Source organism: Micromonospora sp. WMMA1996, assembly GCF_002573675.1.
Lineage (GTDB): Bacteria > Actinomycetota > Actinomycetes > Mycobacteriales > Micromonosporaceae > Micromonospora > Micromonospora sediminicola.
The window spans coordinates 3906296-3919941 of sequence record NZ_PDHU01000001.1; the positions used below are offsets into that span (position 1 = coordinate 3906296).

Here is a 13646-nt window from a genome sequence, read left to right on the forward strand (position 1 = left end):
TCACCCGTGGCGCGCGAACGCCTCCGTGATGGCGGTGGGGTCGACGTCGGTGGCGAGCAGCAGCCGCAGCAGCACCTTCGCCTTGTACGGGTCGAGCAGCCCGCCGTCGACCAGCCCGCGCCGCCGCAGGTCCCGTTCCGAGCCGACCGCGCCGTAGGTGTCCCGCAGCACCGACCCGGCGCCGGTGCGCGAGGTCAGCACCACCGGCATCCGCCCGGCGAGCGCGCCCAGCGCCGGGGCGAACGCGGGCGGCACGTGTCCCACCCCGAAGCCGGCCACCACCAGCCCGTCCCGGCCGGCGGCCACGGCGTCGAGCACCGCCACGTCGTCGTCGAGCGTCACGGTGTGCAGCGCGACCCGGGTGGCGGCCAGCCGCTCGCGGTCCACCGCGGGCAGGGGCGCGTGGCGGGGCGGCCGGGTCAGCACCCGTACCCGCCCCTCGACCACGTGCCCGAGCGGCCCGGCGTTGGGCGAGACGAAGGTGCCCGTACTCGTGCTGTGGGTCTTGCGGACGAACCGCGCGGCGTGGATCTCGTCGGCGAACGCGACCAGGACGCCGAGGTCCCGCGCGGCCGGTGCGGCCGCCACCCGGACGGCCGCGAGCAGGTTCGCCGGCCCGTCCGGGCCGGCCAGCGTGGGGTTGCGCATGGCGCCGGTGAACACCAGCGGCGCGGCGTGCGGCCAGACCAGATCGGCCAGCCACGCGGTCTCCTCCAGCGTGTCGGTGCCCTGGGTGACCACCACGCCGGTCGCCCCGCCGGCGACCGCCCCGGCCGCCGCGTCCACCAGGTCGAGGATCTGTCGGTACGCGAGCGCGGCGCTGGGCACCGCCTCGACGTCGCGCACGTCGAGCGGGATGTCGGCGAGCCCGGGTACGGCGGCGGTGAGGTCGGCGCCGGTGAGCCGGGCGACCACTCCACCGGCGCCGGCGCCGGCCATCGCGATGGTCCCGCCGAGGGTGAACAGCGCGACGGTCACCGGACGCCCCGCCGCGCGAGCAGGAACGCCTGGGGCTGCCGCTCGCCGTCGACCGGCTCACGCAGGACCGTGGCCGTGACGACGAACCCGGCGGCGGCGAGCTGCGCGGACAACCGCTGCGGCGGCAGCCAGTGCACGTCGTAGCTGACCCGGTGGCCGTACGCCCGCTCCCGCCGGTCGAGCCGGTCGCCGGCCTTGACGGCGAGCAGCAGGTGCCCGCCGGGCGCGAGCGCCCGGTGGAAGCCGGCGAACACCTCGGGCAGCAGCTCCGGCGGCAGGTGGATCACCGAGTACCAGGCGACCAGCCCGGCCAGCGACCCGTCCGCGGCGATCGGTTCGGTCATCGAGCCGACCGCGAAGCGCAGCTCCGGGTACGCCCGGCGGGCCACCGCCACCATGCCGGGCGAGAGGTCGACGCCGCTCACGTCGACCCCGAGGCGACGCAGGTGGGCGGTGACCCGGCCGGTGCCGCAGCCGACCTCCAGCACCGGCCGATCCGGCCCGACCGTCTCGGCGAACGCGGCCAGCACGGCCCGGTCCAGCGGCGGCTCGACCACGTCGGGCAGCAGCCGCGCGTAGTCCTCGGCGACGGTGTCGTAGGCGGCCCGGGTCTCGGTCAGCCAGTGCGGTTCGGTCACGACGGTCAACCCTAGTTCCCGCCTTTCGGTAGGCCCCCGACCACCCGGAGTTGATATTGACCGTCGTTGCTACGGTCTCCCGCGACCGTCCAGAGAGGACCCATGGTGAGATCGACCGCGATGATCCTGTGCGCCGGTGCGCTCGTGATGGCCACGAGCGGCTGTTCCGCCGACGAGACCGCCCTGCCGGACCAGCTCCGCGATCCGTGCGCGCTGCTCCCCGCCGACCTGCTGGGCCGGCTCGCGCCCGGCGCCCGGCCCAGCGCGTCGGCGAACCTCGGCGACCGCAGCGGCTCCCGGGAGTGCGCGGTCGACCTGACCAGCGGCACCTCGATGCGGGGTGATCTGGTGGTCACCGTGTCCGTCGACGCCGAGGGCATGTACGACGACGCGTGGCGGCAGGACCGGTGCGCGCGGATCGCCGCCGAGGAGACCACGGCGGGCCCCGGCGACAGGTCGTGCGCGGCGGTGCGCCCCTGGGACGGCGGCGAGACCCGGTTCGACGCCTGGGCCTGGCGCGGCGACCGCTACCAGGTGCGGGTCGCCTACCAGGTGGTGCAGCCCCAGACGCTGCCCCCCGACGCCGAGGCGGACCTGCGCGAGGTGCTCGACCAGGCGATCCGGTCCCTCCCCGACTGACCCCGCCACCCCCGTCGATCATGAAGTTGGCCGGCCGATCCGTCCGCGTGTCGTGCCGCCACCTTCGTGATCGACGGGGTGGTGGGTCAGGCGAACCAGGTGGCTGCCTGGCCGTGGCCGCGGGTCCAGGCGAGCGGGCGGCCGTCCAGGGCGAGGACGTTGTGGAACCCGCCGGCCGGCGGCTCGGGCAGCGTGGTGTGCGGCAGCACGGCCGGGTCCTCGTTGGCGACCCAGTGCCCGGGCAGCGTCCCGACCAGCGCGGTGAAGGCCGCCCGGCGCGCCGGCGGCACCTGGTAGAGCACCGAGCTGTGGAAGACGACGAGCGTCGCGTCCGCCGGGGCGCGCGCCGCCAGCGCCGGCAGGTCGTCGACCAGGTCGCCCCGGAGCAGCAGCGGCGGATCGGACCCGGCGACCGCCGCCGCGGCGCGCAGCCGCTCCCGGCGGTGCCGGTGCTCCGGCCAGATCAACGCGTCCAGCCAGGCCAGGTCCGCCGGGTCGGTGACGTCGAGCGGGTTCACGTCCAGCCCGGCCCGCCACACCACCTCCGGTCGTCGCGCGGGCGGGGCGACGCCGGTGAGCACGCAGTCGAGCACCGGCTCCCCGTCGCCGACCAGCCGGTCGCCGTAGCGGTAGGCGTACCGGTCGGGGTAGAGGCACAGGCCGGCGGAGGCGCCCACCTCCAGCAGCGCCAACGGCTGCGGCAGCGCGGCGAGCACCGGTAGCAGCGCGGCGCACCGGCCGGCCTCGTTCGTCTGCGTCGCCCGGACCCGCATCTGCGCCGCGATCTCCGGCCAGCGCGCCGACACGTACGCCCGGAACGCCGCCGGGTCGTCCACCGGCCCGCCGCCCAGCCGCACCACGCCAAACAGCAGATTCGGCTGGCGCTTGGCCGGCGGCAGCGTGTCGAGCAGGGCGAGCAGCTCCGCGTCGCGGGCCACCGCACGGGACAGGCGTTCGTACGCCGGGGACACGCCGCGCGCCTCGCGGTCGGCGAATGCCAGATAGATGTCGGCCGTGGTCATCCCGCGAGCATTCCAGTTCCCGGGCGTCGTGGTCTGTGACCGTCCACACCTGTCGCCGCTCCGGCCGTGGGGCCGAAACCCTCCGGCACGACGGCCGGGACGCGTCGGCGCGGTTCTCCGCGTCGACCGGCAGCCGCGGCAGGAACCCCTCCGCGCGGTGCGCCCCCGTCCCGGGTCGGCCACGCGCAGGATCGGCGCCGGACCGCGACCCGTCCGCTCACGCCACGTCCCGGGTCGCCCACGCACGATCGGCTCCGGCCCGCGACCCGTCCGCGTCATCACGTCCGTCGGTGGCAGCACGTCCGCCGGTGGCACCACGTTCGTCGGTGGCAGCACGTCCGTCGGTGCCGAACGACCGGGCCGGTTCGTGGGTGTCCGGGCGCCTGAGTCGTTCCTGATATCAGCTCGAAAGGCGACCACGGGTCACCATCCGCCTCGGCCGGACGAGCCCCGGGCCACCGTGCCGGCTCGGGGACCTGGCGGACGATGGGGCGGACCGTGAGACGCCGCGAGCGCGGCAGGGAGATCCCTGCCGCGCTCGCGCCACGGTGGAGCGTCAGCTGCAACCGCTGGTGGAGCCGCAGCCCTCGCAGACGTAGCAGCTACCGGCCGGCCGCATCTTCGTGCCGCAGGTGAAGCAGAGCGGCGCGTCGGCGGCCTTGCCGATCACGGCCTCCAGCAGCTCGGTGCTGGAACCCACCGCCGGGGCGGGCTTGACGGCCGCGGCGTCGGCCAACTCCTGCGCCGGCTGGGCGACCGGGCCGGTCTTCGGCTCGGGCGCCTCGACCGGGGCGGAGGCGGCCATCGCGGTGAGGTCCGCACCGCTCGCCTCCGCCTCCGCCTCGGCCCGGAGCTGGGCGGCCCGCTCCTTGGCGGTGAAGATGCCCAGCTCCGCACGGCGGTCGTACGGCAGGAAGTCCAGCGCCAGGCGACGGAAGATGTAGTCCATCACCGAGGCGGCCATCCGCACGTCCGGGTCGTCGGTCATGCCGGCCGGCTCGAAGCGCATGTTGGTGAACTTGCTGACGTACGTCTCCAGCGGAACGCCGTACTGGAGACCGATGGAGATGGCCACCGAGAAGGCGTCCATCACACCGGCCAGGGTCGAGCCCTGCTTCGACATCTTGAGGAAGACCTCGCCGAGGCCGTCGTCCGGGTAGGAGGAGGCGGTGAGGTAGCCCTCCGCGCCGCCGACCGAGAAGGAGACCGTCTGCGACGGGCGCTTCTTCGGCAGCCGCTTGCGCACCGGGCGGTACTCGACGACCTTCTCCACGACCTTCTCGACCTCGGCGGCCGGGGCCTGCGTGTCGGCGGTGGCCTTGTTCGGCTTGGCGACCGACAGCGGCTGTCCCACCTTGCAGTTGTCCCGGTAGATCGCCAGCGCCTTCAGGCCGAGCTTCCAGCCCTCGAAGTAGATCTTCTCGACGTCCTCGACGGTCGCCTGCTCCGGCATGTTGACCGTCTTGGAGATGGCGCCGGAGATGAACGGCTGGACCGCCGCCATCATCCGCACGTGGCCCATCGGCGCGATCGAACGCTCGCCCATGGCGCAGTCGAAGACCGGGTAGTGCTCCGGCTTCAGACCGGGGGCGTCCACCACGTGCCCGTGGTCGGCGATGTGCTCGACGATCGCCTCGACCTGCTCCTCGGGGTAGCCGAGGCTGCGCAGGGCGCGCGGGACGGTCTGGTTGACGATCTGCATCGAGCCGCCGCCGACCAGCTTCTTGAACTTCACCAGCGCCAGGTCCGGCTCGACGCCGGTGGTGTCGCAGTCCATCATCAGGCCGATGGTGCCGGTCGGGGCGAGCACGCTGGCCTGCGAGTTGCGCCAACCGAACTTGTCACCGAGCTTGTTGCCCAGCGTCCACTGCTTGGTCGCCTCGCGCTGCAGGGCGGTGGCCACGGTGCCGGTCGGCTTGATCGCGTCGTTGGCGGCGGCGTGCTTGCGCATGACCCGCTTGTGCGGCTCGGCGTTGCGGGCGTAGCCGTCGTACGCGCCGACGATGCCGGCCAGCTCGGCGGAACGGCGGTAGGCGGTGCCGGTCATCAGCGAGGTGATCGCCGCGGACACCTCCCGCCCCTGCTCCGAGTCGTAGGGCAGGCCGGAGGCCATCAGCAGGGCGCCCAGGTTGGCGTACCCGATGCCGAGCTGCCGGTAGGCGCGGGTGGTCTCACCGATCTTCTCGGTCGGGAAGTCGGCGAAGCAGATCGAGATGTCCATCGCGGTGATGACGAACTCGACCGACTTGACGAACTTCTCCACCTCGAAGCCGCCGTCGGCGCGGAGGAACTTCATCAGGTTCAGCGAGGCCAGGTTGCACGAGGAGTTGTCCAGGTGCAGGTATTCCGAGCACGGGTTCGACGCGGTGATCCGCCCGGTCTCCGGGCAGGTGTGCCAGTCGTTGATCGTGTCGTCGTACTGCAGACCCGGGTCGGCGCACTCCCAGGCGGCCTGGGAGATGGTGTGGAACAGCTTCTTCGCGTCGATCGTCTCGATGGTCTGCCCGTCGAGCCGGCCGCGCAGGTCGAAGCCGCCGCCGTTCTCCACCGCGGTCATGAACTCGTCGGAGACCCGGACCGAGTTGTTGGCGTTCTGGTACTGCACGCTGACGATGTCCGCGCCGCCCAGGTCCATGTCGAACCCGGCGTCGCGCAGCGCGCGGATCTTGTCCTCCTCGCGCGCCTTGGTCGCCACGAACTCCTCGATGTCCGGGTGGTCGACGTCGAGGATGACCATCTTGGCCGCGCGCCGGGTGGCGCCACCGGACTTGATGGTGCCGGCGGAGGCGTCCGCGCCGCGCATGAAGCTGACCGGGCCGGAGGCGGTGCCGCCGGAGGAGAGCAGCTCCTTCGAGGACCGGATCCGGGAGAGGTTGACCCCGGCGCCCGAGCCGCCCTGGAAGATCCGCCCCTCCTCCTTGTACCAGTCGAGGATGGAGTCCATCGAGTCGTCGACGGCCAGGATGAAGCAGGCGCTGACCTGCTGCGGCGACGGCGTGCCGACGTTGAACCAGACCGGCGAGTTGAAGCTGAACACCTGGTGCAGCAGCATCCAGGTCAGCTCGTGTGCGAACACCTCGGCGTCGGCCGGGCCGGCGAAGTAGCCGTACTCCTCGCCGGCGGTGCGGTAGGTGTCGACCACCCGGTCGATGAGCTGCCGCAGCGACCACTCGCGCTCCGGAGTCCCCACCGCGCCCCGGAAGTACTTGGTGGTCACGATGTTGGCCGCGTTGACCGACCAGGACTCGGGGAACTCCACCCCACGCTGCTCGAAGTTGATCGAGCCGTCCCGCCAGTTCGTCATCACGACGTCGCGGCGCTCCCAGGCGACCTCGTCGTAGGGATGCACCCCCTCGGTCGTCCAGACGCGCTCGATCTTCAGCCCCGCCCCGGCCTTGTTCCGTGACTTGCTGGTCGTCACGCCCTCGCCCCCCTCGTCGGCACGGTCACCCACCGCGCCTCGTCTACAACCTGTCAGAAACTCGAAAATGTCAGCTGATCGCGCCGGCGGCCTCGGCCGCTCCGGCACCGGCGCCCTCCCGGGCGCGCGCGGCGGACCGCAGCGTCTCGATCTCCCGCTCGAAGTCGGCGAGCGAGTCGAAGGACCGGTAGACGCTGGCGAACCGCAGGTAGGCCACCTCGTCCAGGTCACGCAACGGGCCGAGGATGGCAAGGCCCACGTCGTGGCTGGGGATCTCGGCGGCCCCCCTGGCGCGGACGGTCTCCTCGACCTTCTGTGCCAGCAGCGCGATCGAGTCGTCGTCGACCGGCCGCCCCTGGCACGCCTTGCGCACCCCGCCGATGATCTTCGTGCGGCTGAACGGCTCGGTCACCCCGCTGCGCTTGACCACCGCGAGCACCGCCTCCTCGACGGTGGTGAACCGCTTGCCGCACTCCGGGCAGGACCGCCGCCGCCGGATGAGCTGGCCGTCGTCGGCCTCCCGCGAGTCGACCACCCGGGAGTCGGCGTGCCGGCAGTACGGACACCGCATCGCCCGACCTCCTCCATCGACCACGGGCGCACCCACCGACCCCCGGGCACGCGTCGACACGGCGGAGCCATCGGTCGATGACCGTCGCCGGGTGCGCGATGCGGGAGTGCGTTCGGTAGTTGAACCCAACCTGTAGGCAACTTACGCCCATGTGACTACTACATCTAGGGGTTGACCGTATGTCGTCCCACTAGCGAGGTCAAGTTGGCCGGCGTGTTCGGCGCGTCATCAGGATCACGTCCGCCGCGACCTCGCCGAGGAGCCCAACGGCGGGCACCCGCCCCCGGTCACGGGCCGCCGGGATAGAACATCCGTTCGAGTGCGACGTACCATTTATCAGAACAGCCGTTCGGAAATCCAGGATTTCGACGCGACACGCCGACACCACGTCGTACAGATGTTTGAAAATGGCCGATCTCACCTATACGGTCAGATCCACACGCACCACGAGCCGACGAGGCACCCAGCGCCGACCAGGGAGGACGGACGTGACCGAGGACCGGGCCAGCCGGCAGAAGAACCCGCAGCCGATCGACGGGGCGGGGCCGCCGGCGACCCGTCGCCCCCGCACCGCTCGCAGCCGCGCCGCCCAGCCGGCGGTGCGACCGGTGACGCCGGTGGTCAGCAGCTTCCCCGACCCGGCGACGGTCGACCTGACCGCCCGGCAGCGCCGGATCCTGGAGTTCATCCGCACCTGGGTGGAGCGCCACGGCTACCCGCCGAGCGTGCGTGAGATCGGCGAGGCGGTCGGCCTGGTCTCCCCGTCCAGCGTCGCCTACCAGCTCAAGGAGCTGGAGAAGAAGGGCTTCCTGCGCCGCGACCCGAACCGGCCGCGCGCCGTCGACGTCCGCGCGCCGAGCGACGCCGACGACGAGGCCGCCCGCGCCCAGCGCCCCGCCCCGGCGTACGTGCCGATGCTGGGCCGGATCGCCGCCGGTGGGCCGATCCTCGCCGAGCAGGCGGTGGAGGACATCTTCCCCCTCCCCCGCGAGCTGGTCGGTGAGGGCGAGGTCTTCATGCTCCAGGTCAAGGGCGACTCGATGCTCGACGCGGCGATCTGCGACGGCGACTGGGTGGTCGTCCGCCAGCAGCCCAACGCCGAGGTGGGTGACATCGTGGCGGCCATGCTCGACGGCGAGGCGACGGTGAAGACCTACCGGCGACGGGACGGCCACGTCTGGCTGATGCCGCAGAACCCCGCGTTCGACCCGATCCCCGGAGACGACGCCACCATCATGGGCCGCGTGGTCGCGGTGCTGCGCCGGATCTGACGCGCCGACGAGAGGAGGGGGCGACCGTCACCGGTCACCCCCTCCTCTCACGTCCGTCGTCTCAGTAGCGGTCGCCCCGGTAGTCCCGGCTGCCCGAGACGGGCCCGTACTGGCCGCCCCGGTCGTCGCGACGGCCGCCGCGCGGATCCCGCGGGTCCGGCTCACGACGCGGCGGCTCGGCCCGGCCACCCGGCCGAGCCCCACCGCCCGGCGGCTGCCCGCGGCGCCCCGCGCTGTCCGGCCCGGGGCCGTAGCCGCCCCGGCCGCCGCCCTGACCTGGGCCGCCGGGCCCGCCACCGCCGTAGACCCCACCGCCGGGGCCGGGCCGGGCCCCGTTGGCGCCGCCGGCCGGCCGGCCGCCACCGCCGTAGACCCCGCCGCCCTGCGGACGGCCACCCTGCTGCCCGCCGTAGACGCCGCCGCCCGGGGGCCGGCCACCGCCGTAGACCCCGCCGGCCGGTGGGCGTTCGCCGTTCGCGGCGCCGCCGTAGACGCCACCGCCCTGGCCACCGCCGTAGACGCCGCCGCGCGGCGGCGCGTCGGGCCGGCTGCCGGACGGGAAGCCGTTGTTCACCGGGAACTCGCCGCTGCGCTCGGGCTCGTCGGCCGCCTCGGCGGGCGCCGGCTTGCGCCGCGCCCGCAGGATGCCGAAGACACCCGCGCCGACCAGCAGCGCGCCGAGCACCCCGACCGCGGCGATCAGGTACGTGATCTCGTCGAGCGAGAGCCCTTCGAGCCAGGACTTCTGGGCGGCCGCCTTGGTCTCGACCTTGCCGCCGTTGGGCAGCGCCTCCACGCCGGTGGTGGCCGGCGTGTAGCCGAGGATGTCGATCGGGTCGGACGGGTCCAGCGACCCGCCGTCGGAGACGGTGACGAACGACTTCCCGTCGGGGGTGTAGGAGATGGCCTCGCCGAACGGGTCGGCGAGCGGGGTGACCCGGGGCTTGCCGGAGGTGAGCGCCTTGACGATGTCACCGCCGGTCACGTCGAACTCGAACGCGTCGGCGTACGTGCGCAGCACCACCCGGGCGCCGTCCGGCGACCGGGCCGCGCCGGTGACCAGCGCGCGCCCCGGCGAACCGAGCTTGTTCTCGGTGTTCGTCCGGGGGAGCGTGACCTCGCCGACCTTCTTCATCGGGATCGGTTCGGTGTCGGGGCCCGCCTTCAGTTTCACCGTCGGCGTGAAGATCTCCGACTTGCCGGAGAGTTCCTTCGTGATCACCAGCGGCAGGTTGTCGTCGCCGATGAGCAGCGCCTCGGCGTCGTGCGGCTCCTTGCCCGGGTAGCTGAGTCGGTGCAGCACCGGCTGCTTGGCGCCGCTGATCGGCATCGTCCAGACCGCGACGCGCTCCCGCCGGGTCTTCTTCTCGACGTTGTCGCCGGTGTCGGCGATCCAGAGCGTCTTGCGGTCCGGCCCGAGGGCCAGGTCCTCGGTGTCGAAGGGGCCGTCGCCGGAGTAGCGGACCGGATCCTTGTCGATCTTGCACTTGGCGTCGAGGTAGAAGACCCGCTTGCGACTGTCGTCCTCGGTGCCGTCGTTGACGACGACGTAGCCGTTGGCGGTGGCGACCAGGCCGGACAGCTCGCGCAGACGCTCGTCGGTGACCGTGCACTTCTTCTTGGGAGCCGCGGCCAGCACCGGGGCCGCGGCGGGGGCCGCCGGGGCCGGCCCGGCCGGCGCCACTACCGCGCCGACCAGGCCGAGCGCGAGCGTGACCGAGGAGACAACGTGCCGCATGGCGCTCAGTGTCGCACGACCCGGGTTTCGGGCGGGTGACGCCGGACGGCTCACCGCCCGGCGCCCACCCGCTCCTCGCTGGTGAGCCGGTCCCCCGCGCGGTACGGGGCCAGCTCGGCGGCGAGCGCCTGCCCCACCCGCACGTGCAGCAGCGTGCCCTCGGGCAGGTGCGCGGTGCTCAGCACCTCACCCTGCCGGTGCACCCGGGCAACCAGGTCACCCCGGTCGTACGGGAGCACCGCCCGGACCTCGACGGCCGGCCGGGGCAGGCGGCGCTCGATCGCCTCGCGCAGCTCGTCGACCCCGCGCCCGGTGTGCGCCGAGACGAACACCGCCTCCGGCCAGAGCCGCTTGAGCCGCAGCATCGTCTCCTCGTCGGTGGCGTCGGTCTTGTTGACCGCCAGCAGTTCCGGCAGCCGGTCGGCGCCCACCTCGGCGAGCACCTCGCGGACCGCCCGGACCTGCTCCTCCGGATCCGGGTGGGTGCCGTCGACCACGTGCACCACCAGGTCGGCGTCGCCGACCTCCTCCAGCGTCGAGCGGAACGCCTCGACGATCTGGTGCGGCAGGTGCCGGACGAACCCGACCGTGTCGGAGAGCGTGTAGAGCCGCCCGTCGGAGGTGGTCGCCCGGCGGGTGGTCGGGTCCAGCGTGGCGAACAGCGCGTTCTCCACCAGCACGCCCGCCCCGGTGAGGCGGTTGAGCAGGCTGGACTTGCCGGCGTTGGTGTAGCCGGCGATGGCCACCGCCGGCACCGCGTTACGGGACCGCCGGGCGCGCTTGGTCTGGCGTACGGTGGTCATGCTCTTGATCTCGCGGCGCAGCCGCGCGATGCGGTGCCGGATCCGACGCCGGTCGGTCTCCAGCTTGGTCTCACCGGGACCACGCAGGCCCACGCCGCCGCCGGCGCCGCCGCCGCGACCGCTACCACCGGTCTGCCGGGAGAGCGTCTCACCCCAACCACGCAGGCGCGGCAGCAGGTATTCGAGCTGGGCCAGCTCGACCTGCGCCTTGCCCTCCTTGCTCTTGGCGTGCTGGGCGAAGATGTCGAGGATCAGGGCGGTGCGGTCGACCACCTTGACCTTGGTGCGCTGCTCGAGGTTACGAAGCTGCGACGGGGACAGCTCACCGTCGCAGATGACCGTGTCGGCGCCGGTGGCGAGCACCACCGCGCCCAGGTCGTCGACCTTGCCCCGACCGATGTAGGTCGCCGGGTCGGGTCGGTTGCGGCGCTGGATCAGCCCCTCGAGCACCTGCGAGCCGGCCGTCTCGGCCAGCGCCGCCAGCTCGGTGAGGCTGTTGTCGGCGTCGGACTGGGTGCCCTCGGTCCAGACCCCCACCAGGACGACCCGCTCCAGCCGCAGCTGGCGGTATTCGACCTCGGTGATGTCGGTCAGCTCGGTGGAGAGGCCGGGGACCCGCCGCAGCGCCTGCCGCTCCGACAGCTCGTACTCGCCGGTGGTGGCGTCGAGCGCGTCGTCCTCGTAGGGGTGGAAGGTCTCCTGCTGCTCGCGCAAACTGCGTCTCCTGTCCGTTATGTGCATCGCCGAGAATTTTCGGCGCGTGACAGCAATCCTGACATGTGACAACGCGGGACGCACCCGTGTTATGCCCGTGGCGCTACCCACCGGTAGCGGGGCCGGATGCCGGCCGACCTGGCCGGGCGGGTAGAAATGCCAGTCGAGCCGCTCAGCGTCGACGGAGGAGTGTTTTCTCGTGGCCATCACCCGACTGCCGAGTGCGGGATTCTCCATCACCATCCGGATCGCGGTGCCCGCCGACGCCTCCTCCATCGGCCGCCTGACCACCGCGGCGGGCGAGGCCGGCGCCATCGTCACCGCGCTGGACGTGGTCGACTCCGACCCGACCAACGTGATCGTCGACCTCACCTGCGACACCGCCGACGCCGGCCACGCCGACCAGGTCGTCGACGCGCTCACCGCGCTCGACGGGGTGGACGTGCGCAAGGTCTCCGACCGCACGTTCCTGCTGCACCTCGGCGGCAAGATCGAGGTCACCCCGAAGGTCGCGCTGCGCACCCGGGACGAGCTGTCCCGCGCGTACACCCCGGGGGTGGCCCGGGTCTGCATGGCGATCGCGGAGAACCCGGCCGACGCCCGCCGGCTCACCATCAAGCGCAACACGGTCGCCGTGGTCAGCGACGGCTCCGCGGTGCTCGGCCTGGGCAACCTCGGCCCGGCCGCCTCGCTGCCGGTGATGGAGGGCAAGGCCGCGCTGTTCAAGCGCTTCGGCGGGGTGGACGCCTGGCCGGTGGTGCTGGACACCCAGGACACCGACGAGATCGTGGCCATCGTCAAGGCCATCGCGCCGGCGTACGGCGGGATCAACCTGGAGGACATCGCCGCGCCGCGCTGCTTCGAGATCGAGGCCCGGCTGCGCGAGGCCCTGGACATCCCGGTCTTCCACGACGACCAGCACGGCACCGCGATCTGCGTGCTGGCCGCGCTCACCAACGCGCTGCGCGTCGTGGGCAAGCAGCTCGCGGACGTGCGGGTCGTGGTCTCCGGCGCCGGCGCGGCCGGCACCGCGATCATGAAGCTGCTGCTGCGCCAGGGCGTGGGCGACATCATCGCGTACGACCGGCAGGGCGCCCTGCACCGCGGGCTGCCCGACCTCAACCCGGCCTGGCAGTGGCTGGCCGAGAACACCAACAAGGAGAACTACTCCGGCGACCTGGCCGGGGCGGTGCGCGGCGCGGACGTCTTCATCGGGGTGAGCGCGCCGAACCTGCTCACCGGCGACGACGTCGCCGCGATGGCGAAGGACGCGATCGTGTTCGCGCTGGCCAACCCGGACCCGGAGGTCGACCCGCGGGAGGCGCGCAAGCACGCCGCCGTGGTCGCCACCGGCCGCTCCGACCAGCCGAACCAGATCAACAACGTGCTCGCCTTCCCCGGCGTGTTCCGCGGCATGCTCGACGCGCACGCCGAGGAGTTCACCGAGGAGATGGCGATCGCGGCCGCCCGGGCCATCGCCGACGTGGTCGGCGAGGACAAGATCAACCCCACCGTGATCGTGCCCAGCGTCTTCGACTCGCGGGTCGCCCCGGCCGTGGCCGCAGCGGTACGCGCCGCCGCGCAGAACCCGGCCGTGACGCCGCCGCCGGCGGCCGACCCCGGTCCGGCCGACCTCCCCGAGATCGCCGCCAACGCCAGCGCCACCCCCTGACGGAGTCGCCCCCGCCCCCCGCCGCACCCGCTCCGCCCTCCCCGCCCGGGCGTGTCGGCCGCACCCCGCCCCCGCCCGGCGGGTCGGTCCGCACCCCGCCCCCGCCCGGCGCACCCCACCCGGCGTGTCGGCCGCACCCTGCCCCTGCCCGGCGGGTCGGCCCGCACCTCGCCCTCGCC

10 protein-coding genes are annotated in these 13646 nt (G+C 73.2%); 3 read left to right on the forward strand and 7 right to left on the reverse strand.

The annotated features are described in order from the left end of the window. Positions 1 to 978: an asparaginase gene (locus COO58_RS18000; protein WP_098745854.1), complete on the reverse strand. Its 978-nt coding sequence runs from the start codon at positions 976 to 978 to the stop codon at positions 1 to 3. Further along, a complete protein-coding gene (locus tag COO58_RS18005) occupies positions 975 to 1616 on the reverse strand; it encodes a class I SAM-dependent methyltransferase (protein ID WP_091579642.1) in 642 nt (213 codons plus the stop codon). Before COO58_RS18005 ends, COO58_RS18000 begins: the two co-directional genes overlap by 4 nt. Before the next feature lie 102 nt (positions 1617 to 1718). Here COO58_RS18005 and COO58_RS18010 point away from each other — a divergent pair, with 102 nt between their 5' ends. After that, positions 1719 to 2255: a hypothetical protein gene (locus tag COO58_RS18010; protein ID WP_141561921.1), complete on the forward strand. Its 537-nt coding sequence runs from the start codon at positions 1719 to 1721 to the stop codon at positions 2253 to 2255. 86 nt (positions 2256 to 2341) lie between these two features. Here COO58_RS18010 and COO58_RS18015 read toward each other — a convergent pair whose 3' ends face one another. The 3 genes from COO58_RS18015 to nrdR all read right to left on the reverse strand — a co-directional run bounded on the left by COO58_RS18015 (position 2342) and on the right by nrdR (position 7269). Beyond that, the gene (locus tag COO58_RS18015) at positions 2342 to 3277 is read right to left on the reverse strand and encodes a DUF2332 domain-containing protein (RefSeq protein WP_098745856.1); all 936 of its coding nucleotides are present in this window, start codon (positions 3275 to 3277) and stop codon (positions 2342 to 2344) included. Between the two features lie 556 nt (positions 3278 to 3833). Continuing rightward, positions 3834 to 6731 carry a vitamin B12-dependent ribonucleotide reductase gene (locus COO58_RS18020; protein WP_091579652.1) on the reverse strand — a complete coding sequence of 966 codons (2898 nt, stop codon included), beginning with the start codon at positions 6729 to 6731 and terminating at the stop codon, positions 3834 to 3836. 37 nt (positions 6732 to 6768) lie between these two features. After that, positions 6769 to 7269, reverse strand: a complete 501-nt coding sequence (nrdR, locus tag COO58_RS18025; protein ID WP_091579656.1) for a transcriptional regulator NrdR — start codon at positions 7267 to 7269, stop codon at positions 6769 to 6771. Positions 7270 to 7757: 488 nt separating this feature from the next. Here nrdR and lexA point away from each other — a divergent pair, with 488 nt between their 5' ends. Continuing rightward, a complete protein-coding gene (lexA, locus tag COO58_RS18030; protein ID WP_091579660.1) occupies positions 7758 to 8540 on the forward strand; it encodes a transcriptional repressor LexA in 783 nt (260 codons plus the stop codon). A 61-nt stretch (positions 8541 to 8601) separates the two neighbouring features. Here lexA and COO58_RS30265 read toward each other — a convergent pair whose 3' ends face one another. Both COO58_RS30265 and hflX read right to left on the reverse strand, forming a co-directional pair. After that, the gene (locus tag COO58_RS30265; protein ID WP_098745857.1) at positions 8602 to 10278 is read right to left on the reverse strand and encodes a hypothetical protein; all 1677 of its coding nucleotides are present in this window, start codon (positions 10276 to 10278) and stop codon (positions 8602 to 8604) included. 50 nt (positions 10279 to 10328) lie between these two features. Continuing rightward, positions 10329 to 11822, reverse strand: coding sequence for a GTPase HflX (gene hflX / locus COO58_RS18040; protein ID WP_091579667.1), 1494 nt, complete (start codon positions 11820 to 11822; stop codon positions 10329 to 10331). A 172-nt stretch (positions 11823 to 11994) separates the two neighbouring features. Here hflX and COO58_RS18045 point away from each other — a divergent pair, with 172 nt between their 5' ends. Then, positions 11995 to 13467, forward strand: coding sequence for an NAD-dependent malic enzyme (locus COO58_RS18045; RefSeq protein ID WP_091579670.1), 1473 nt, complete (start codon positions 11995 to 11997; stop codon positions 13465 to 13467). Positions 13468 to 13646: the final 179 nt, after the last annotated feature.